General features: G+C 57.6%; 12 protein-coding genes. 8 read left to right on the plus strand and 4 right to left on the minus strand.

Annotated elements, in window-relative coordinates; translation table 11 throughout:
- Entirely contained in the window at positions 1-2,700 is a 2,700-nt protein-coding gene (locus E9954_RS04915; RefSeq protein ID WP_136078105.1) for an Ig-like domain-containing protein, read from the minus strand.
- A gap of 196 nt (positions 2,701-2,896) precedes the next feature.
- Positions 2,897-5,371, minus strand: coding sequence for a multiheme c-type cytochrome (locus tag E9954_RS04920; protein WP_136078106.1), 2,475 nt, complete (start codon positions 5,369-5,371; stop codon positions 2,897-2,899).
- Positions 5,372-5,736: 365 nt separating this feature from the next.
- On the opposite strand from E9954_RS04920, the gene E9954_RS04925 reads away from it, so the two are divergent.
- The 4 genes from E9954_RS04925 (at position 5,737) to E9954_RS04940 (ending at position 9,890) form a co-directional block, all read left to right on the plus strand.
- Positions 5,737-6,519: an electron transfer flavoprotein subunit beta/FixA family protein gene (locus tag E9954_RS04925; protein ID WP_136078107.1), complete on the plus strand. Its 783-nt coding sequence runs from the start codon at positions 5,737-5,739 to the stop codon at positions 6,517-6,519.
- Positions 6,516-7,520, plus strand: a complete 1,005-nt coding sequence (locus tag E9954_RS04930; protein WP_136078108.1) for an electron transfer flavoprotein subunit alpha/FixB family protein — start codon at positions 6,516-6,518, stop codon at positions 7,518-7,520. Before E9954_RS04925 ends, E9954_RS04930 begins: the two co-directional genes overlap by 4 nt.
- Positions 7,521-7,666: 146 nt before the next feature.
- The gene (trxB, locus tag E9954_RS04935) at positions 7,667-8,587 is read left to right on the plus strand and encodes a thioredoxin-disulfide reductase (protein ID WP_136078109.1); all 921 of its coding nucleotides are present in this window, start codon (positions 7,667-7,669) and stop codon (positions 8,585-8,587) included.
- A gap of 148 nt (positions 8,588-8,735) precedes the next feature.
- The gene (locus E9954_RS04940) at positions 8,736-9,890 is read left to right on the plus strand and encodes an acyl-CoA dehydrogenase family protein (RefSeq protein WP_136080151.1); all 1,155 of its coding nucleotides are present in this window, start codon (positions 8,736-8,738) and stop codon (positions 9,888-9,890) included.
- 118 nt (positions 9,891-10,008) lie between these two features.
- On the opposite strand, the gene E9954_RS04945 is transcribed toward E9954_RS04940, so the two are convergent.
- A complete protein-coding gene (locus E9954_RS04945; protein ID WP_136078110.1) occupies positions 10,009-10,422 on the minus strand; it encodes a hypothetical protein in 414 nt (137 codons plus the stop codon).
- Positions 10,423-10,679: 257 nt separating this feature from the next.
- Positions 10,680-15,236, minus strand: coding sequence for a C25 family cysteine peptidase (locus E9954_RS04950; RefSeq protein WP_168441977.1), 4,557 nt, complete (start codon positions 15,234-15,236; stop codon positions 10,680-10,682).
- Between the two features lie 261 nt (positions 15,237-15,497).
- Between E9954_RS04950 and cimA the strand changes: the two genes are divergently transcribed.
- From cimA to E9954_RS04970, 4 genes are all read left to right on the plus strand, one after another.
- A complete protein-coding gene (gene cimA / locus E9954_RS04955) occupies positions 15,498-17,090 on the plus strand; it encodes a citramalate synthase (protein WP_136078112.1) in 1,593 nt (530 codons plus the stop codon).
- 41 nt (positions 17,091-17,131) lie between these two features.
- A complete protein-coding gene (locus E9954_RS04960; protein ID WP_136078113.1) occupies positions 17,132-17,521 on the plus strand; it encodes a GxxExxY protein in 390 nt (129 codons plus the stop codon).
- Between the two features lie 48 nt (positions 17,522-17,569).
- Entirely contained in the window at positions 17,570-20,221 is a 2,652-nt protein-coding gene (locus E9954_RS04965) for a valine--tRNA ligase (protein WP_136078114.1), read from the plus strand.
- Between the two features lie 143 nt (positions 20,222-20,364).
- On the plus strand, positions 20,365-21,603 hold the full coding sequence (locus E9954_RS04970) for an alpha/beta fold hydrolase (RefSeq protein WP_136078115.1): 1,239 nt from the start codon (positions 20,365-20,367) through the stop codon (positions 21,601-21,603).
- Positions 21,604-21,644 lie beyond the last annotated feature (41 nt).

The raw sequence follows: 21,644 nt of genomic DNA on the forward strand, positions 1-21,644 counted from the left end.
TCAGCGCCGGATGCGGTAGAACCGGTGCCCGTTGGTTGGAGCGCCACCGGATGTGGCGGATGAGTAGTCGTCCGTAACGATGCTGGGACTCCCGTATACCTCGAACCAGCTGTTGCTGGCAAACGGCTTCCATACTGTGTTGCTTGCAAGGGAATCTGTGAATTCAACCCAATAGGTGTAGCCTGAAATAGAGTTGAAGCTGATTCCCATATTATTCCCGTCAACCGGGCCGATGGAATCGATCGTGAAGTTTTCCGGCCAGAAGGCTTCGGTCATGAGCACCGGTGGACATTTGTCGTTAGCAAGCCAGAGGTTATAGACATTGGTGCCTGTGTTGTCGGTCGTATTCTCATCACGCAGGAATTCCATGAATTCTTTGCTGGTGCTCTGGTAGTAGAGCCGGGCATGGGCGCTGACCGCTCCCTCCGGGATAGGATAGAGGCTATTGTCCCAATACTGTCCGTCATCGTAATGGTGTCCGACCGGGGCTCCCCCGAACGTGTCGAATTCACTGTTTATGAATCCGCGCGGAGGAATGCGGTTGTCTTCGAATATCTGGTTGTTCAGTACGAAGTGGAACGACGGCCCCGGTTCGATGTTGAGGCCGGGGTTGAGCGAGTTCAGTGTGGCCGCCAGGTTTGTTCCAATGCCTGGATGGACTTCGTACACCGTCGTATTGTTGGTCAGCAACCCGCTGCCATAGTCGTATCCGCCGTGCTCGGCAAGGAGGTTTGTACCGGCATCGTAGAAGCGTAGGTTGATCCACATACGGCGGCCTTCGGGATAACCGGTGGGCAGCTTATGGCCGGTATCGTTCACCACCATTACATTCAGGTCGTCGCCTACCTGTTCAGCAGACATACGGGCCGCTTTTCGCAGCATGTAGTCGGCGCGCTCGGCGCCGTTCGTGAGCGCCGTTGCCTCGGGGGTTCCGGCGGCATAGGGGAAGTTGGTCACGGTTGGCATCACTTTGAGCAACCAGGAGCTTCCGCCGGTCATGTCGTGCAGCGGCATGTCGGGGCGCAGAGCCACGGGATAAAGGTTGGTGTTGGCACCATGGCCAAGCGTGTCGGGCATGTGGCAGTCCTGGCAACTGGCAACCATGCCGTCGGCCTTGAAGCCCGCGAACTGCGGGGCATAAACGCCGTTGGTTGTGTTGTATGCGCTGTGCAGCCATTCGCTATAGGTGCGCTCAACCGGAGCCAGCACTTCCGGCGAGAAGTTGGTTGCCGCTGCATCAAAATCATTCGGCAGATATTCAGGGTTGGTGCCGTCGCGCTGGAAGGCCGGATTGCTGACATCGTGGCAGGTGCCGCAAAGGGCGGAGGAGCGGTGGAAAGGTGAGAATAGATCCTGATGGGGGCTGATGGTGTCGTCGAACGGGCCGCGCCGGTTGGATTCCGGGTCGATGACATATCGGCCTGTTCCGGGTGAGGTGGGAACCGCATCGAGTGAAGCAAGGATGCTGGTGTCGATCCCCGGGGCACCGGGGTGGTTGAGCGGGTCAACCATGCGGTGGCAAAGGTCGCAGGCCACCCCGATGTCGTCGAGGGTGGTCATTTGTGACCCATCGGTAGGAACGGAGCGACCGTCTAGCCAGCCGCGTGAATTATGGCAGCGCAGGCAGAGGTCTCCCGAGTCGGGGGCGTCCTGGTTGGCAATCACCATGTTGGCCTGGAAGATGGGATCGTGCGAGGCGTGCGCCATCATGCTGCCGAGCCAGTTGAAGAAGGGTTCGTGCGCCTCATCGTAATTGCCATGGCAGCCTGCGCAACTACCCGGTTGGCCAAGCACCTGACCGGAATCAACGAGGGGTTGTGAACCGGGCTGGTCAAAGTCACGCAGGGTGGTGGGGGCCAGTCCTCCGGCCGGCGAAACGATAGTAAAGGTGGATGCACTGGTTTTATTGGTCTGGTTCAGCAGGGTGTCGGTGGCTTCGACCATGATCCGGCAATCGCTGGAGGGACGGTTTTCAACAAACCAGGTGAAGCTGCTCGAGTCGGGCAGGTTGAGGGCAAGGGGTTTGTAGGTTGCACCGTTGTCCAGCGAGATATAGAGGTTGATGCCGGCGATGCCGCTCGCATCGGTTGCCGTCCACGTGATGGGGAAGGAGTTGTTGCCGGTAGCGGTTTCACCGCCGTTCGGCGAGGTTATTGTGATGACGGGCGGGTCGGTGTCGGTTACAGGGCCGCTTATCGGTGTCAGGTATGCAGACACTTCGGCATTGAAACCGGGAAATTCGTTGTTTTTGTTCCATTGTGAGGATTGGTTGATGTTGCCCGCCGACCAACCGGGGAGGGTTGGTGTGTTGGAATATGTCGTGGTGTCGAAGAGTTCGTCCGCACTGGTGGCGCCGTCGCTGTCGGGATCCGTGCTGCCTTTGTTGTCGGGGTCGTAGATTGCTTTGGTGAAGGCAACATCAACATCATTTTTCTTCACATATTCGTGGAACAGCGACCCGAAACCGTTGCGCTGACCGCCGCCCCTGAAATCCAGGTGGCAGATCCCGCAATGGTTGGGCTTCAGGGCGTTTTCGCTGGTTTCAACTGAACTGAGCAGATTGACCGGCGTATCATGGAGTTCGGGATAGGCGGTAAGAAAAACCGTTTCCCAGAATTCCGGCTTGGCCTGAAGGCTCGCAGCCAGTCCCAATACAAGAATCCCGTTTAATAAGCCCAGTCTGGAACGATGTGTATTCATGTCGACCCCTCTCCGTTTACCGAAAATATAACAGGTGCTGAGCTTTGAAAAAATTTATAACACGTTCAAATGAGGCGATATACGCAAGGTGCTACGCTTTTAGGTGTGTTTTTGCTGTGGGCCTGCTGTTTGGTTCCTCGTGGTTCGTAATAAACTCAGGGCTCACTCGTGAAGCCTCTCGGCTCATTTGATTTGTTTAAGGTAGTTTTACTCTGACGCGGTACGTCCCGGTTTCGGTTGCGTTGGTGTTGACCAGTTCCATTTCGTCGTCGATGCCTCGGTGGTAGCCGCTGACGTTCGTCCACGCCGCTGACATGGTCAGGTTGGTGGTTTCCTCCAGGGCATAGTCGCGCGAGCGGTGGGTTTCGAATTCCGCGGTCGCTTCCGTTGCGCTGTCGGTTTGCTCGAATTCGGCGGTGAACGTGAAGACCGATTCGTCGTCGTGGGGATCGGTGAGGGCAATGTATTCGCCTAGGTTGTTCACGCCATCACCGTCGGAGTCGACACCGGCAAGGGCGTTGGTGGCGCCGCCGAAGTGCTCGATTTCCCAGTAGGCGGGGATGCCGTCGGAGTCGGTGTCGGAAACATCGAGCTGCACGAGGGTGTTGGTCATCATCACCGGAGCGGCGCCCTGGATGTGCTTATTGTTGTCCCAGAGTTGCCAGATGGTGTCGCCCCAGGCCTTGAGGCCGGAAAACCAAGGGTCGGTCTGGGCAAGGTAGGGCAGGTCGCCCCCCGCGCCGGGGACGTTGGGGAGCGTGCCGGCGCCGTTGATTTCGTTGCGCAGGAATTCAATGAACTCGCGGCTGGTGGTCTGGTAGTAGAGTACGGCCTCGATGCGTTCGGTGCCTTTGGGCAGTTCGATTTCGATTTCATCGAAGCCGCCTTCGTATTCAGCCTGGGTGTAGAAGTTTTCTTCATGGTGGATGTTGGTGTCGGAGTGGCCGTGCCAGACCGGTTCGCAAAGCCGGTCGGCGGCTTCGGCAATGCGGAAGCCGCGCGGCAGGATGCGGTTGTCCTTTACGCGGTGGGTGGCCAGCGCCATGTGGAAGGTGGTGTGCTCGTTGGTTAGGACTGAGCTGGCCTGATGCACCTCGTAGACGAGCTCGTCCTCGTATTCCTCCCAGTCGCTTAGAGCCGGGCTGTTGGGGGAATAGTCCGCATCGAGTCCCTTGAGCGTGCCCACGGCATCGTCGTAGGGATTGATTTCATAGATCAACTCGTCGTTGGCGTAGGCCTTGACGTTCAGGAACATGCGTCGTCCTTCCGGATAGCCGGAAATCAGCTTATGGCCCGTGTGGTTCTGCAGACGCATCGTGAATTCGCCGTCGTCGAGGCTGTAGTTCGCGTCGTCCATGGAAATGGAGTCCTGCAGCATCTGGCCGGACAGTTCGATCGTTTCAAGCAGAAGGAACGGATCCAGCGATTCGCCTTGGGAAAAGTCCAGGGTCAGGGCGGCGGGGCCCTGCTTCAGCAGCGCCTCGTTGGCCGGGCTGTAGTTGGGCGAGGTGGGCTCAATGCTGGCGAGTAGGTAGGGCACCCAGAGGTTGCCGCCGATCATGCGGTGCTCGGGCACGCCGCTGAGCGGGTGCGCCGTCGAATCGCCTGGACGAACCTTGCCTTGCTTGGCCGAGCTTACGCCTTCGATGTCGCGGAAGTGGCAATCCTGGCAGGTGGCAATTTTGTTCTCCGCATGCGAGGTGTTGAACTTGCTGGGATGGTAGGGGCCGGTGCCGTCGGTGCCGCCCTGAAGTCCAAAGTCGGAAAGCATGAATTCGGAAAAGGTTCGTTCCACGTGGGCATAGCTGTAGGCCGGTTGCGATTCCGAGGGAAGGATGACACCGTGGCTGGCGTTGGTGCCAATGTAGTCCAAGTTGGCCAGGGCGGGGTTGGAAATATCGTGGCATGTGCCGCACATGTATTTGCTTTTGTGGTAGCGGCTGTAGAGCCAGTCGTGCTTGGCGGGGGCATCCGAGAACGAGGCGCGTTTCCCGTCGCTGATGCCCGTCGTGTGGGTAACGATGAACATGTGGCCCCCGCCGTTTTCTGTATAGCTTGCGCTCTTCGGGGCGTCGTTGGTGAAGAAGGCGTCCCCTCGGAAATGGGTGATGGCCGAAGCGGCCTCGGCGTCGGCGTTGCGGGTGTCGTCGACCGCGCCCTGGAGGTTGCCGTTCTCGTCCCAATATCCAACCCAGTCGTTGCCCTCGCGCGTGCCGTCGTAGGTGGCCTGGTAGAAGGGGTCATACATGTAATGGCAAATCTTGCAGCTGACGCCGTCGTAATCTTCGCCGCGCATATCGGTGCAGTTTACGGGATCCGAGCGTCCGTCCAGCCACCCTTGCGGGAAGTGGCAGCGGACGCAGATATCGGCGGCGTTCGGCGTTCCGAGTGCCCAGACGGCATCCTGCGCCGCAACGGTCATTCCCGCCCAGAAAATTGGGTCGCGGCTGGCCTGCGCCATCAGCGAGCCTTTCCAGTTTTCCATTTCATAGGTGCTGCCACCGTGGCAACTCAGGCACTGCTTGTCGGATTCGAGATCGACGACCTGTCCCGGCTGGGTGCCGGGCATGCGAACGAGGGGATCATCCTCGACCGGTTTGGGTGTCCAGCCCTGGACAAGGCAGGCTGCGGTTGTTGCAACGATCACTGAACCAACGGTACGTCCTCTCATGAAACCCTCCTGTTATGGATCAACATTAGGATATTTCGGAGCGGGGGTATAGTTGTAAATGATTGAAAATAAGTTAAATACAGGAAAGGCTACCGCTTCGGTCATGTATTGGTGTTCGACTGCTTGCCCTTGCGGTCGTTGTTGCTACTTTCCTCTGCCCCATGCCGATGCTCCTTTTCTTCGTTTTGGTCGATGTAGAATAAGGTTCATTCTGGCATGGGGTTCTTCTCGCTCGAATTTCGGACATTTGATTTACAGTCTACCCGTGGTTTGATCCAGACGGTTTGTGCGCGTTTGGTCTTGAGCGGTGCTGGCGGTTTCCATATTCTCCTGCTTTTGTTTATCAACTCGGGAAAGGGGTGTTCATGAACATCGTAGTATGCATTAAGCAGGTGCCCGATTCAGACAAGGTCACGATTGACCGCGAGACCAATCGCCTGAATCGCGCAGGGGTTCCATCCATCATTAATCCGTTCGACGAAAACGCGCTCGAAATGGCACTGCAGCTCAAGGATCTGCACGGTGGAAAGGTGATCGTGATTTCCATGGGGCCGCCGCAGGCCGAGGAAGCACTCCGTACGGCGCTCTCGCACGGCGCCGACGAAGCCATCCTGGTTTCGGACCGCAAGTTTGGCGGCGCCGATACGTGGGCCACGTCCTACACCATCAGCTTGGCCATCAAGAAACTCGAAGACATCGACCTGATCCTCTTCGGAAAACAGGCCATCGACGGAGACACCGCGCAGGTCGGCCCCGGCGTGGCGCACTTCCTCGACATCCCGATGCTCACCTACGCCAAGGGCATCGAAGTTACCGGCGACACCTTCAAGGTCAACAAAGTGACCGAAGACGGCTACGAAATCTGGGATGTCGACAAACCCGCCGCCCTCACCGTCGTGAAGGAAGCCAACGAGCTGCGCATGCCGTCGCTCAAGAAAAAAATGGCCGCCAAGAAGGCCGAGATCCCCTGCTGGGGCTTCGACGAGCTTCAGCCCGACGAAGGCAACATCGGTCTCGCCGGCTCCCCGACCAAGGTGGCCAAGGTCTTCGCGCCGCCGGTCAAGCTGAATAAGGAAATCCTCTCCGGCGAACCCGCCGACATGATCACCGAACTCATCGGAAAACTGAAAGGGCAGCACATACTATGAGCGCAGAAAAAGAACTTTGGGTATACGCGGAACAGCGCGAAGGCAAGATTGCCGGTGTGGTGCAGGAACTCCTTAGCCAAGGCCAGGTGCTTTGCGAAAAATCGGGCTACACGCTCTGTGCCGTCCTTCCGTCCGCCAATGGAGCGGAACTCTGCCAGGAGCTTTACAACTTCGGAGCCAAGAAGGTCTACGCCATCGACGATCCGAAACTGGCCGACTACCAGAACGACTACTATTCCCGTGCGGTCGCCCAGCTGATCAACGAGAAGAAGCCGGAAATCGTCCTCTACGGCGCCACCACCATCGGCCGCAGCCTGGCGCCGACCGTCGCCGTGATGGTCGATGCCGGCCTCACCGCCGACTGCACCGAGCTGGACTTCGATGTGGAAGAGGGCAACCTCCTCCAGACCCGCCCGGCCTTTGGCGGCAACATCATGGCCACCATCATCTGCCCGAACCATCGTCCGCAGATGGCCACCGTCCGCTCCAACGTCTTCAAGAAGAACAAGCTCTCCGACAACGAAGCCGGCGAGCAGGTGCCCTATGCCGTCGATCTGTCCGGTGTGCCGGAACGCATGCGCCGTCTGGAATCGGTTCACGAAGCCGACACCAACAGCATCGACCTCAACGCCGCGCAGTTCATCGTTTCCGGCGGGCGCGGGGTTGGAAAGCCCGAAAACTTCAAGGTCATCTACGACTTCGCCGCCGAGCTCGGCGCGGCTGTCGGCGCCTCGCGCGCCACGGTGGACGCGGGCTGGATCTCGCACCACCACCAGGTGGGGCAGACCGGCAAGACCGTTTGCCCGGTGGTCTACATTGCCTGCGGCATTTCCGGTGCCATCCAGCATCTCGCCGGCATGCAGAGTTCCGACATGATCATCGCGATCAACAAGGATCCCGACGCGCCGATCTTCGATGTTGCCGATTTCGGCCTCATCGGCGACCTGCACGAGATCGTGCCGGAATTCCAAAAACAGATCGCCGCCGCAAAGGCGTCGTAATTTCGTGGAGCAGGCTTTCCAGCCTGCCCTTCAGTTGAACTGGGCAGGCAGGAATGTCTGCCCCACATTAATCGATTGGCGGTTTGATTCAGGATTGTTGGTTCGGTAGGCTATCGAACCATTAATCCAAACAGAAGGAACTGATTATGGAAAAAGTTGTAATCATCGGAGCCGGTGCAGCCGGTATGACCGCCGCGATCTATACCGCCCGCGCCAACCTCGAGCCGCTCGTCATCGAGGGCATGCAGCCCGGCGGGCAACTCACCACCACCACCGAAGTCGAAAACTTTCCGGGATTCCCGGACGGGATCGACGGCACCGAGCTGATGGATAAGCTCAAGGCGCAGGCCGAGCGCTTCGGCGCCAAGTTCCTGCAGTATGATGCGGTTGCAAAAGCCGACTTTTCCGAACGCCCCTTCAAACTCGAAATGATGGCCGGCGATCCGATCGAAGCCAAGACCGTCATCATTGCCACCGGCGCGACCGCCAAATATCTCGGCATTGAGTCCGAGCAAAAATTCATGGGCCGCGGGGTATCCGCCTGCGCCACGTGCGACGGCGCTTTCTATAAGGATGTTCCGGTCGTGATTGTCGGCGGCGGCGACACCGCCTGCGAGGAAGCGATGTTCCTGACGCGCTTTGCATCGAAGGTCACGCTGGTGCATCGCCGCGACCAGCTGCGCGCCTCCAAGATCATGGCCGACCGTACCATCAACCATCCGAAAATCGAGATGGCATGGGATTCCGTGATCGATGAAATCCTCGGCGACGACTCCGGGGTGACCGGCGTCCGCATCAAGAATGCGAAGACCGGCGAAACAACCGATATCGAAGCGGCCGGCTATTTCTCGGCCATCGGCCACAAGCCGAACACCGAGGCGTTCGAGCAGCTGGAAAAGGACGAGGTCGGCTATCTGATCGCCGATGGCGTGAAGACCAAGTTCGAAGGGGTTTATGCGGCGGGCGATGTTTCCGACGCAATCTACCGCCAGGCGGTGACCGCAGCCGGAACCGGTTGCGCCGCCGCGCTGGAAGCCGAACGCTTCCTCGAAGCGCAAGGGGAGTAGGGGAATGAAGAATATAGATTTATGAATTAAGAACTGTCGGTCTGCGACGCCTTTTGAAAAGGGGGCGGGAAGCTCCCGCCAACCATTCTACATTCCAAATCTGAATTCTTAATTATTTACAACTAACAAGGAGAAGAAAGACATGGCTATTAACTGGGGTATCAGTGAAGAACAACAGGAAATCATCAACCTGATTGATGACTTCGGTAAGGAGCGCATCGTTCCTGTTCGGGCGGAGCTCGACGAAAAGGGGATTTTCCCGGCCGACCTGCTTAAGGAATTGGCGCAGATGGACTTGATGGGTCTGTATATTCCCGAGGAATACGGTGGATTCGGCGCGGATCAGCTCGGCTTCTGCATGGCCATCGAAACCATGTCCAAATACTGCATTGGCGTTTCCGTCTCCTACGCCGCCAACGCCCTGGGTGCCGACCCGATCATTATCGGTGGTTCCGACGAGCAGAAAAAGAAATACCTCTCCCCGCTGGCCTCCGGCGAAAAATGGGCGGCTTTCGGCCTGACCGAAGCCAACGCCGGCTCCGATGCCGGCGGCATCCAGACCACCGCGGTCAAGAAGGGCGACAAGTATGTCCTCAACGGCACCAAGCAGTGGATCACCAATGGCGGCGAAGCCGACATCTACACGGTGTTCGCGGTCACCAACAAAGCCAAGGGCGCCCGCGGCGTCTCCTGCTTCATTGTTGAAAAGGACACCCCCGGCTTCTCCTTCGGCAAGAAGGAAGACAAGCTCGGCATCCGCGCTTCCGCCACCCGCGAGCTCGTTTTCGAAGACTGCGAAGTGCCGGCTGAAAACCTCATTGGCCGCGAAGGCATGGGCTTCCTGCTCGCCATGAAAACGTTCGACGTTTCCCGTCCGGGCATTGCCGCCCAGGGCGTCGGTCTTGCACAGGGCGCGCTAGACGAAGCGGTCAAATATGCCAAGGTGCGCAAGCAGTTCGGCAAGCCGATCATCGCCAACCAGGGCCTGCTCTGGATGCTCGCCGAAATGGCCACCAAGGTGGAAACCGCGCGCGCCATCACCTACGCCGCCTGCCGCACGCTCGACGCCGGCGTGAAGGATGTCTCCAAGATTTCCGCCATGTGTAAATATTATGCGGGCGACGTGGCCATGTCCGTCACCACCGACGCCGTTCAGGTGCTCGGCGGCTACGGCTTCATGAAGGAATACCCGGTCGAAAAGATGATGCGCGATGCCAAGATCCTCCAGATCTACGAAGGCACCAACCAGATCCAGCGCGACATCGTGGGCAACTCCCTCGTTAAGGAATACGCCTCGATCTAGCTCTGGAATGGAGGGATGCCGGCTTCGGCGTCCGGGTAGCGAGCGCTGCCCCTCCAGCAAGCCCCGTCAATCCGGCGGGGCTTTTTTTTGTCCCTGAAGGGTGGTCGGCTTGCGCCGTCTATTGTTTCGTAAACGGCACCGTGAAGGAGGCCCAGAAATCTCCATTTACCTTGATGGTTACGTTAATGGTCATCGAATTCCCTGATATGGTTCCCGTGCCTGAGAATCCAATGGTATCACCGTAGTCATCGGTGAGACTGGCGGAGAATGTGAACGAGTTCCCCGTAAGAGTATAGCTACCTGTTGCATCGGTTCCATCGGCGGTATCGACTATTCTAAACGAGGTTCCGTCTGAATAGAACGTTAGTGTTGAGGATGGACTTCCAACCTCGACCCATGTTGTTCCAGCAAGGCTTGCATCTCCATCACCGCCGCCATCATCATCATTACAACCAATCAGCATCGCAGCGCAGCAGATGCCCAGCGCAAGCAATGCGCTTCGTTTTGTTGCCGTCTTCCCGTTGATTTTCATTGTGCACCTCGCATGTGGTTCTAGTTTGGCCGTTCCCGTTGATTTTAATAATCACCACCTTTCCCGGGGGCGGATTCATGAATTGTGTTCGGCATTCCTGAAAGCCCGGTCTCGGGATATACGCCGATTAAGGCTCGTTGCAAGGGGAAATGCGGGGGCTAAATACGCATATTAATGCGTAATTGTTGGGCTTGCGCGGCAAAAAAAAGAGTGCCGTCTTTGCAGTCGGCACTCCTTTGGAAGTATTGGATGGATTTCTATTTCATCCGCACGTCCAGCATGTAGAAGCTGTTGGATGCGCTGTGCGTGGTGTCGGTGTAGGTGTTCTGTGGATATTCGAGGTTGGTTTCCCAGGTTTCGAATCCGTCGAACAGGTTGGTCGAGCGCCAGATGTCGTAGTAGCGATCTTCGAGGGAATGCCATTCCAGAATAAACTCGTTGGTTCCACCGATGGTTTCGCTATACGAAGAAAGCACGAAGAACGAATTTCCGTCGCTAGGATCGGTTCCCGCGATATATTCGGCCATGTTGTCGTACGCATCCACATCTCCATGGGCGTTGGCCGCAACGTTGGAGCCAAAATAGTGGTATTCCCACCAGTCGGGAATGCCGTTGCTGTTGGCGTCGGCGACAACCGGTTCTCCAACAAGGGCAACATCGTCGATGTTCCATCCGCAATAGGTGTTGGTGGAGTCGGTGGCCCCCATGCTCCAGCGGATGTGGACCGTTGGCTGCCCATCGGCAATGGCGGAAATGTCGTAGCTGACCTCCTCCCAGCTGGAGTTGGTCAGCGCATCGCCGTCGTGCGCCCAAACGGGATGCCACGCGGCGCCCCATTTGTAGGCATTGGTGCTAATCTCTACGGTGGCCTGGTCGTTGGAGGAAGCTTCGATGCCCAGCCAACGGCGGAAGTTCAGTTGCACGTTAAGGTGTCCCGAGCAATTGATTGCGGAGGTGGTGAGCCACTGTTGCGGCAGGTTGTTGCCGTAGGCGCCGGCGAGGTTGTATCCATAGACATTCGTTCCGGTGTAGCCCGAAGAGGGATCACCTTCCTGGCCCTGCGGCTGGCCAAAGGCCCAGCCGCCTTCGGTGCTCCAGCCTGGATCGGCGTCGAGAGCAAACGTGGTGAAGCCAACGGGGGCGGGCGGGTCGATATCCAGTTGCACCGGGCGGCTGAACGTTGCGCCGCTCGTGGAATTGGAGAAGGTGACGGAGGCGTCGTACAGGCCTTCGGGCAGGGCGTTGGCCGTGGCGGCGATGGATACCGTGATATTGGTTTGGGTGAAGGGCGGCAACGTGCCTGATGCGGGGATGGTTTCCAGCCAGAAGGCCGATCCCGTGGCCATCCAATCCAGCGGTGCGGAACCGCTGTTGGTCAGGCTGTAGACCGAGTCGTACGGCAGGGCCAGGCTCCCTTGCGAACCCGAGAGTTCAATGCCCCAATCGGGGGCGATGGACAGGTCGTCCGGCAGCACGACCATCACCATGGGCACCACTTGCAGCGGGTTGCCCGGGTCGTTGCTTGCCACGGTCAGCTCGCCGGTGTAGGAGCCGCTGGCCACGCCTTCGGCGTTGAACTGGATGGCTACTTCGACGCTGTTGCTGGCCCGTAGGCCATCGGCCGCCAAGGGATTGGCGGAGAGCCATTCGGGTTCGTTGGGGAAGTGGAGGCGCTGCGCCGGATCACCGAAGAGGGTTAGCTCGTAATAGCTCCAGCGCATGGCCGGCCCATTGATGTCCCAAACGAGTTTTTCCTTGGCTTCCTGGTTGGCCTTGCCCAATTCCATTTTTCCGTCGCCGAACACCGAGTCCCAGAATTCGCGGTTGAAGCGGTTGGAGGGGCAATAGGTGCTGTCCTTTACGCCCCAGCCGAAGCGGACGTTCATCACGGCGGCGAACGCACCGTAGGGCATGGCAACAACCTCTTCCGCCCAGCAATCGTCGGTGTCGAATGCGCCGTTTTCACAGGCTTGTGAATACATGAAGCAATACTGCTGGTTGGTGAAGATCGGGAGGTCGGAGGTAAACATTTTGAAGAGGCGCGTTTCGTTCGCATGCCCGAGCCCATTGAGCACATGGATGCCGCCGTTCACCAAATCGGCCAGGTCGGTTTTCGACCAGGTGGAATCCGCATCGTACAGGTTCACCGAGGTGTCCAGCTCCGGGAGGTCGCCCCGGGTGTGGTTGGCGAAGCTCCGGGTAAAGAACCCGTCGTACTCCCCGCCCAGGCGCACCTGTTCCAGCATGGTTTTTGCATACTTGTTAATTCCATAGTTCAACGCCTCGCCGGCCATGGAAATGCGCTGGAGGCAGGGATCGGTGGAATCGGCGTAGGCCAGGGTTTTCCGGACAAAGTTGGCCAGCTCAATCTCGTCCTCCACCGGGGCGCGCCCCACGTAGACTTCGGCGTAGAGATCGACGTCCGCGCCGCCGATGCCGTCGTCGGGTTCCCCGTAGAAGCCGTTCGTGTTTCCATCGAACGTGCATTCCGTGGGGGAGAGGCATCCGTAATACATATCCACGGGGAAGTTATCGACAAAAGGCACGAGGTTCGTCGAATCGGCGCGCTGGTGGTCGACCCTGAACAGGCGGGGCGGAACTACGTCCGCCGCTCCTCCGAGCAGGGTGTATTCCGTCCCCCAGTTTTCGTAGGCATCGATCAGGAAGTTGCGGATTTTCGTGGGATTGTCGGTTCCGCCGTCGGGGCGGGTTCCATCATAGTTGCTGTAGATCCAATCGGTGGTAATGATGGTGGAGGCAAGACCTTCGGCGGTGCGGCGGTCGCGCAGCGCCTGGAAGTTCCATGGACCCGGAGCGGCTTCGAACGCCGAACTGGTGATGATGACGTGCTTGTAGGGGCCGCCCGGCGGTAGCGATGAGGTGGGTTCGTCGAAGGTGGCATAGGCGGCACGGCCGCCATCCAGGTCGATCTGCACCCGCATTCTGGTGGCATAGGTGATTTTGCCGGACACCGGGTTGTATTGCAACGGGAAGAGGTTGAGCGTGGTGAAGCGCTGTCCGCGCTTTTCGTAGGTTCCCACGGTTTCGCCGTCGATGCCCGGCCAGTTGGCCGCAGTACCGTAGATGGCTGGGTCGGGCGGGGTGGTTTCCGGCTCCTGTTCTCCCGGGATAACCAGGGTTTGGGCCGGGGCCAGGTGGTGGCTTCCCGGTAATTCAATCTGCTCCAGCACCTCCACGGTCAGCTGCCCTGCTTCCATCCCGGCGGGTATCGCGAAGGTGACGGGCTTGACCGGAACCATCGGCGCACCGGTGCGCAGGTGCGTTTCCAGGCCGGCGACATGCACATGGTCGAATTCGCCATCCGAATTCAGCACGGGGAGGGGGAACGTGTATTCCTCACGAATCCGGTCGCTCTCCGAAGCCATGGAATACTCGACCATGGCTGCCATCATGGGAGCCGGATCGTCCGGAGGGGCATAGCCCGTTTGCTGCATTTCGATGCTAAAGTCGAGGGTTCCCACCGGAGCCGCGTTGGAGACCACCAACGTTCGTGCCTGTTGCTGCCCGATCAGGTTGGTGACCACGAAGCCTCCGGCTGGCAGGATGGCGATTTGCCCGGGAACGCCCAGGACTTCCAGGCCGACGGAGCGTACTGCGGTGTTGCTGGAGTTTTGATTTTCGATCTGGACGCTGCCGGCGTAGGTACCCGGCAAAAGACCGGAGGTGTCGATGGCCACGATGGCATTGGTCGAAGAACCCGGCGGCAGCGCTCCGCTGGGCGGGGAAACCGAAAGCCAGTCATCGGAGGCCGTCGTCGTCCAATCGAGCACGTTGGAAGCGCTGTGGTTGACGATGGTGTAGGATACGAATGACGGGGCGGGGGGGCTGCCTTCGTAGGCGGTCGTTTCCCAATCGGTTGCCGGGGTGACGTCCATCGGATCGATGATCTCCAACTCGACGCTGCGCGTGGTACTGTTGCCGGTGTTCGTGTTGCTAATCTGGAATGTTGCGGAATAGGTGCCTGGCGCAAGGCCGGTGGTGTCGATGGCCACCGTTAGGTTGGTCGAGTTGCCCGCCTGCAGCGTCCCGTTGGACGGGGTGAGCATCAACCAGTCATCGGACTTCGTTGTTGTCCAGGTTATCTCACTGCCGGAACTAATGTTGGTGATGGTGTATATGGCCTCGGAGGGAGCGGTCGGACTGCCGACGTAGGCCGTTGCCGCCCAGTCCGTGCCCGGTTCCACATCCATGATGTCCGCCGGATCGCCTACAAGCATTACATCGTCGATGTTCCATCCCCCCCAAACACTGTCGCGGTCATCATGCGTTCCCATGGCCCAGCGCACCTGCACGCCCGATGCTCGGTCTGCAACCTCTCCAATCGGGTAGGATACGTCCACCCATGAGGTGTCGATGATCGCATTTCCTTCGTCGTACCAAACGGTTGCCCAGCCGGAGCTGCCGCTCCTGACCTGAATCACCGCCATATAGTAGGGGGCGGGCCCTTCGTCCACGCAGAGCCAACGCTTGAATTTCAACTCAACATTCACGTGATCGGAACAGTCCATTTGCGTTGTGGTGAGCCAATGCGGTGCATTGAATATAGGGAAAGCTCCAGCAAGGTTGTAGCCATAGACGTTGGTTCCGGTGTAGCCCGTGGTTGGGTCGCCCGCAATGCCCAGCGGAACACCGAATTCCCATAGGCCGTCCGTGCTCCAGCCCGGATCGTCGTCCAAGGGGAAGGAGACAATCGTTTCCTGCGCCAAGGTGCCAAAGGCTGGGATGAAGGCCAGCAGGACGAATAGGGTCTGCCGGAGTTTTCGTGCTCTAGATTCTGTTATGTGTTTTTTCATGTGAAGTCTTTTCCGTTTCCGTAGATTCATCCATGGGTGTTGCCCAAATCGCAAGTAAGAATAGCATATATTAATCTATTGTGAGCCTGTTGATGATAAAACCTCGCTACAACGCATGTTCCATGCCTTCTTCTGTGCTTTCCGACGTAGCGCGCTCTCTTCCGCCATGATGCGGGCATTCGCAGAAATTCCCCCTTCGGGCTTGGTTCGGCTTCGGGGGGTGGGGTATGTTTCCGCGTTTCGAATGACAGGAAAACCCTTATGAATGTTCAAGAAAAAGTCTTTATATACGACACCACGTTGCGCGACGGTGCGCAGGCGGAAGGCGTTACCTTTTCGCCGGTGGCCAAGATCCACGTGGCGAAAATGCTCGATTCGTTCGGGGTGGACTATATCGAGGGCGGCTTTGCGGCTTCGAATCCGAAGGACATGGCTTTCTTCAAGGACATCAAGAAGGAAAACCTGAAACATGCCAAGGTTGCGGCCTTTGGCAGCACCCGCCGAGCGGGAGTGGACGTGGCGGAAGACAAGGGCACGCTGGCCCTGCTCGAAGCCGGTACCGAGGTCTGCACCATCTTCGGCAAGACCTGGCTCCTGCACGTGACCGAGGTGCTCAAGACCACCGCCGGGGAAAACCTGGCGATGATCGAAGACACCTGCCGCTTCCTGAAGCAAAACGGCAAGGAAGTCGTCTACGACGCCGAACATTTTTTCGACGGCTACAAGGATAGCCCGGAATATGCCCTTCAAACATTGGAAGCCGCCGTCAAAGGCGGTGCCGATGTGCTGGTGCTGTGCGATACCAATGGTGGAAGCCTGCCGCACGAGGTATTCGAAATCACGACGGCAATCCGCGAACAATTCGATGTGGCGGTTGGCATCCACACGCACAACGACTCGGAGACCGCCGTGGCCAACGCCATGGAGTCGGTCCGTGCCGGGGCAACGCAGGTACAGGGCGTAATCAACGGCTTTGGCGAACGTTGCGGAAACTGCAACCTGGTTTCGGTGGCGGCCAACATTCTGTTGAAGACCGGAAAAACCTGCCTGGCCGACCCGGGGAAGCTGAAAAACCTCAAGCAGGTTTCGCAGTTCGTGAACGAGCAGGCCAACCTGCGCGATAACCAGCGCGCCGCGTTTGTTGGCGATAGCGCCTTTGCCCACAAGGCCGGCATGCATGTCGATGGAGTCCGCAAGGTATCGCAGAGCTTCGAGCATGTGCCGCCGGAATCGGTCGGCAACGGTCGCCGTATCCTGATCTCCGAACTGTCCGGCGCGAGCAACGTGATGGAAAAGCTGATCGAAATGGGGCTCGACAATATCGACCGCAAGTCGCCGGAGGTGCGCGAGATTCTCCAGACCATGGAAAAAATGGAGCGGGAAGGCTATGTCTACGAAGCGGCCGATGCGTCGTTCAAGATGCTCATCAAAAAGGTCCTCAAGGAGCACAAGAGCTTCTTCGAACTCGAAGGCTTCCGCGTGATCGTCGAAAAACGCGGCAAGAACGAACCGTGCCTTTCCGAGGCGACGCTCAAGCTGAAGGTGAACGGCGAAAAGGCGTTCACGGTGGGTGATGGCGACGGCCCGGTCGATGCCCTCAACATGGCCCTGCGCCGTGCGCTCCACGAGTTCTATCCGAGCATCGACGGGGTGCATTTGGCGGACTACCGCGTGAGCATCCTCGATCCCGAAGAGGCCACGGCGGCGAAAACGCGCGTGCACATCGAATCGTCCGACGGCGAAACCTCCTGGGGCACCGTCGGTGTTTCGGAAAACATCATCGAAGCCTCGTGGGAAGCCCTCGTCGATGGCGTGGAATACAAGCTGTTCCTCAATGAGGAAGATGTCGGGTAGTTTTATTCCTCGCAGAGGCGCGGAGAGCGCAGAGGCTGTGAATGTCTGATTTAAATGTAATTTCCGGCGACATCATAAAAGCTGCCATTGAAGTTCATAAAGAACTGGGGCCGGGGCTACTTGAGTCTGTGTATAGAAAGTGTCTCGCTAAAGTGTTGCGCGACATGGGGTATGAAGTTGACGAAGAGATTTATCTTCCTTTGACGTTCAGAGGGAGTGTTGTTGAGGAAAATGCATATAGAATTGATCTATTAGTGAATAAGTCCGTCATTGTCGAAGTAAAGTCGGTTGGGGAATTGAAACCGTTATTTTCTAAGCAGACAGGGACGTATTTAAAGCTGATGGATCTGCAATTGGGGCTTTTAATTAATTTTAATGTTTCGCTGCTGAAAGATGGCATTAAGCGGATAGTAAATAACTTTGAACAGTAAACCTCTGCGCTCTCTGCGCCTCTGCGAGGTATATTCGGTGGAAAAGATATGAGTGAACTAGCAAAAAAGTATGACCCGAAAGAGGTCGAAGAGAAGTGGTACCAGCAATGGATGGACGATGGCCGTTTCCACGGCGACAGCGCGGACGGGGGCGACCCGTTCTGCATCGTGATCCCGCCGCCGAACGTGACTGGCATCCTCCACATGGGCCATGCGCTTAACAACAACATCCAGGACGTGCTCACCCGCGTTGCCCGCATGCAGGGCAAGAATACAACCTGGGTTCCGGGCACCGACCACGCCGGTATTGCCACCCAGAACGTCGTTGAGCGCGCTCTGAAGAAAGAGGGCAAATCCCGCGACGACCTCGGCCGCGAAAAGTTTGTTGAACGCGTTTGGGAATGGAAGGAAGAGTATGGCTCCACCATCTCCAACCAGTTGAAGAAGCTGGGTGCTTCGTGCGACTGGGAGCGCGAGCGCTTCACGATGGACGAAGGGTTGAGCGAAGCCGTCCTGGAAATATTCTGCCGCCTCTACGACAAGGATCTGATCTATCGCGGAAACCGCATCATCAACTGGTGCCCGCGTTGCGAAACCGCGCTGTCCGACGAAGAAAGCGAGCATGTGGATGTCGAAGGGGCCCTCTACCATCTGCGCTATGCCGTCAAGGGCAGGAAGCAGAAGATCGTTGTGGCAACCACCCGCCCGGAAACGATGCTGGGCGATACGGCGGTTGCCGTCAATCCGCGCGACGAACGTTATCAGGATCTGATTGGTGAAATGATTGTTCTTCCGATCACCAACCGCGAAATCCCGATTATTGCCGACGATTATGTGGATCCGGAATTCGGTACCGGCCTGGTGAAGGTTACTCCGGCGCACGATCCGAACGATTTCGAGATGGGCCTGCGCCACGACCTTCCTCAGATCAATGTGATGACCGACCAGGGCATCATGAATGAAAATGCGGGGCCGTATGAAGGCATGGACCGCTTCGAATGCCGTAAGCAGCTGATGGATGACCTGAAGTCCGGCGGGCTGGTTGAGAAGGTCGATGCGCACCACCACGCGGTCGGCCATTGCTACCGTTGCGACACGGTGGTTGAGCCGCGCCTTTCCCCGCAGTGGTTCGTGAAGATGAAGCCGTTGGCGCGCCCCGCCATCGAAGCCGTCAACGACGGTCGCATCAAGTTTGTGCCCGAACGCTGGAACAAAACCTACATGGGCTGGATGGAAAATATTCGCGACTGGTGCATCTCGCGCCAAATTTGGTGGGGGCACCGGATTCCGATTTTCTACTGCGACGACTGCAACCACGAGTGGGCATCGAAAACCACCGATACGGTGTGTCCAAAATGCCAGTCCTCCAGCATTCGCCAAGACGAAGACGTGCTCGATACGTGGTTCTCTTCCTGGCTTTGGCCCTTCAGCGTATTTGGCTGGCCTGCAACAAGCGACGATCTGAACTTCTACTATCCATCCAAGACCCTCGTTACCGGCAACGAGATCATCTTCTTCTGGGTGGCCCGCATGATCATGTCCGGCATGGAAGTCATGGGCGACATTCCCTTCGACACCGTCTATATCCACGGTACCGTCCGCGACGACCAGGGCCGCAAGATGTCGAAGAGCCTTGGCAATTCGATCGACCCGCTCGACATTATCGAGAAATACAGTTCCGACGCGCTCCGCTTCTCGCTGCTGATGATTACGGCCACCGGGCAGGACGTCTACATCAGCGATGAAAAGTTCGAGATCGGCCGCAACTTCGGCACCAAGATCTGGAACGCCGCCCGGTTCATGGAAATGCATTCGGAAGGATTCGACGTCAAGGACCTGGCTTTCAACAAGGACGACCTCACGCCGGACGACCAGCATCTGCTGGCCAAGCTGAACGAAGCCATCGCTTCGGTCAACGACAACCTGCAGCGCTACCGCTTCAACGATGCGACGCTGGCGCTGTATGATTTCTTCTGGCATAGCTACTGCGACTGGTACATCGAATATGCCAAGCCGATCCTGTTCAATGGATCGCCGGAGCAGAAGAAGCACACGTTGCAGGTTATGCATTTTTCCTTCTCGACCGCCTTGCGCCTGCTGCACCCGTTCATGCCGTTCCAGACCGAGGAGCTGTGGCATGGCATGGGCTACAACCACGAAGACGAATCCATCATGGTGGCGCCTTGGCCGGAGCAGAATGTGGTGTCCGGCATCGATCCGGCCATCGTCAAGTATGTGGACGGAAAGCACGACCTGATCCGCGTCGGTCGCATTCTGCGGGCGGAATACAACCTGGCCAACAAGCAAACCGCCACGTTCTGCGTGCGCGCGGCGAACGGAAAAGTCGCGAAAAAGATCGAGGACGACAAGGCCTCCATTGTTGCGGCGTTGAAGGCCGAAGAGTTGACCATTGACGTCGATTTTGTGCCGGAAGGTGCCATGCCGAGCGGCATCAGCGCGTTGGGTACGGTCTATATGTCGATCGAGGGTTTGGTGGATGTCGATGCCGAGATCAAGAAGCTGACAACCGAGCTCGACGAAGTGAACGGCCATCTGGCCAATGTGAAGAAAAAACTCTCCAACGAAAACTTCACCAGCCGGGCCCCGCGCGATGTGGTCGCTGTTCAGGAAAAACGCCAGGAAGAGCTTCAGGAAAAAAGCGAAAAGCTCCGCAAGATGATCGATACGCTGAAGGGCTGATTCTTTAATCCCTGATCCTGCCGGGCGGAACATACTGCCCGGCCACTTCTTTTCCTGTTTGCATTCTTTTCAAACGTTTGTATTCTCTCCCCGCTGTAGGGAACGCAATCTGTAATGCAACGCGCAAACATAGGAGAGGTGAAATGAAACATTGTGTAATCAAGGTTGCACTGCTGATGGCCATGGTCGTTCTTGCTGGCTGTAAACTCGTGGAGCTGCGCGAGGATGCCGAATACATTGAGCAGGCGGGAGTCATCCAGGGAACCGTTAAAGTGGACGGTGAGCCATCCGGTCTTGTGGTGGCGGTTCAGTTCCGCGAAGAGCAGGGCAAGTTGATTCAGGAGCGGAACATGGTCGTCTCCGAGACCGGTTCCTATCGTTTCCAGGTTGTGGCGGGCAACTATGCCATTGCCGCCTTTGTTGATTCCAATGGCGACGGCATTTTCCAGCCCGAGGAACCCGGGGTGTTCGATCCGGTGATGTCGAGGGTCCGCGTGGGAATAGACGATGTCATCACCATGCCAGCACTCTTGATAAAAGGCACCCTCACCAGTTGGCCAAGTGAGGCCGATATGAAGAAGAAGCTTAAGCGAAGCATGCAGAATATCGGTGCCGTTCGAAAACTCGACGATCCGATTTTCAGTGCGGAAAACTGCTCCTTGGGCATGTGGCATGCTCCTGATTTCCTGGAACAGGTCGGGGGCGGGGTATTCCTGCTTCAGCCCTACGATGCCGGGAAAATGCCGGTCTTGTTCATCCATGGCATGGGCGGTGGGCCGGACGACTGGGAAACGGCGATCGAATCGCTCGATACCGAGCGCTATCAAGCGTGGGTTGTCTTCTATCCAAGTGGAGTTCGCCTGGATATGATCAGCGACTATCTGGTAAGCGCCATGGCCACCTTGACAGCGCGGTACCAACTCGAGGAAATCTTCATTGCGGCCCACAGCATGGGTGGGTTGGTCAATCGTTCCTTCATCAAAAAATACTGCAAGGAATTTCCCGAGGCCGCCGCAAAGATCCGGGGCGTGGTTACGGTGAACAGTCCCATGGGCGGTATGCCATCCGCCGCTTCCGGGGTGGAGCATTCGCCGATCGTTCTGCCGGCCTGGCGGGATGTTGCGGTGGGTAGCGATTTCCTGAAGGATCTGCATCAATGGGATTGGCCGGAGGAGATACCGTATCACTTGGTGTTTTCCTTCATTCCCGGCTCCGGCGACGATACCGTTGTTCCGCTCCAGTGCCAGATTCCTTTCAAACTACAAGGCGAGGCGGTACGTTCATATGGTTTCGAGAACAGCCATGTGGGAACCTTGAGCGACCCCGATTTCCTCGCCCTGTTTTCCAAGCTGTTGCTTCAGGCCTCCGCATCAGTTGAATAAGACCAGCATTGGTTCGTCAGACTTTTATTTTGACAGATCCT

The sequence above is a fragment of the Pontiella desulfatans genome (assembly GCF_900890425.1).
GTDB classification, from domain to species: Bacteria; Verrucomicrobiota; Kiritimatiellia; order Kiritimatiellales; family Pontiellaceae; genus Pontiella; species Pontiella desulfatans.

Excerpts from the sequence above, each read along its gene's own strand:
- E9954_RS04915 (WP_136078105.1), bottom strand. The coding sequence starts at position 2,700 with ATGAATACACATCGTTCCAGACTGGGCTTATTAAACGGGATTCTTGTA.
- E9954_RS04920 (WP_136078106.1), bottom strand. The coding sequence starts at position 5,371 with ATGAGAGGACGTACCGTTGGTTCAGTGATCGTTGCAACAACCGCAGCC.
- E9954_RS04925 (WP_136078107.1), top strand. The coding sequence starts at position 5,737 with ATGAACATCGTAGTATGCATTAAGCAGGTGCCCGATTCAGACAAGGTC.
- E9954_RS04930 (WP_136078108.1), top strand. The coding sequence starts at position 6,516 with ATGAGCGCAGAAAAAGAACTTTGGGTATACGCGGAACAGCGCGAAGGC.
- trxB (WP_136078109.1), top strand. The coding sequence starts at position 7,667 with ATGGAAAAAGTTGTAATCATCGGAGCCGGTGCAGCCGGTATGACCGCC.
- E9954_RS04945 (WP_136078110.1), bottom strand. The coding sequence starts at position 10,422 with ATGAAAATCAACGGGAAGACGGCAACAAAACGAAGCGCATTGCTTGCG.
- E9954_RS04950 (WP_168441977.1), bottom strand. The coding sequence starts at position 15,236 with ATGAAAAAACACATAACAGAATCTAGAGCACGAAAACTCCGGCAGACC.
- cimA (WP_136078112.1), top strand. The coding sequence starts at position 15,498 with ATGAATGTTCAAGAAAAAGTCTTTATATACGACACCACGTTGCGCGAC.
- E9954_RS04960 (WP_136078113.1), top strand. The coding sequence starts at position 17,132 with ATGTCTGATTTAAATGTAATTTCCGGCGACATCATAAAAGCTGCCATT.
- E9954_RS04965 (WP_136078114.1), top strand. The coding sequence starts at position 17,570 with ATGAGTGAACTAGCAAAAAAGTATGACCCGAAAGAGGTCGAAGAGAAG.
- E9954_RS04970 (WP_136078115.1), top strand. The coding sequence starts at position 20,365 with ATGAAACATTGTGTAATCAAGGTTGCACTGCTGATGGCCATGGTCGTT.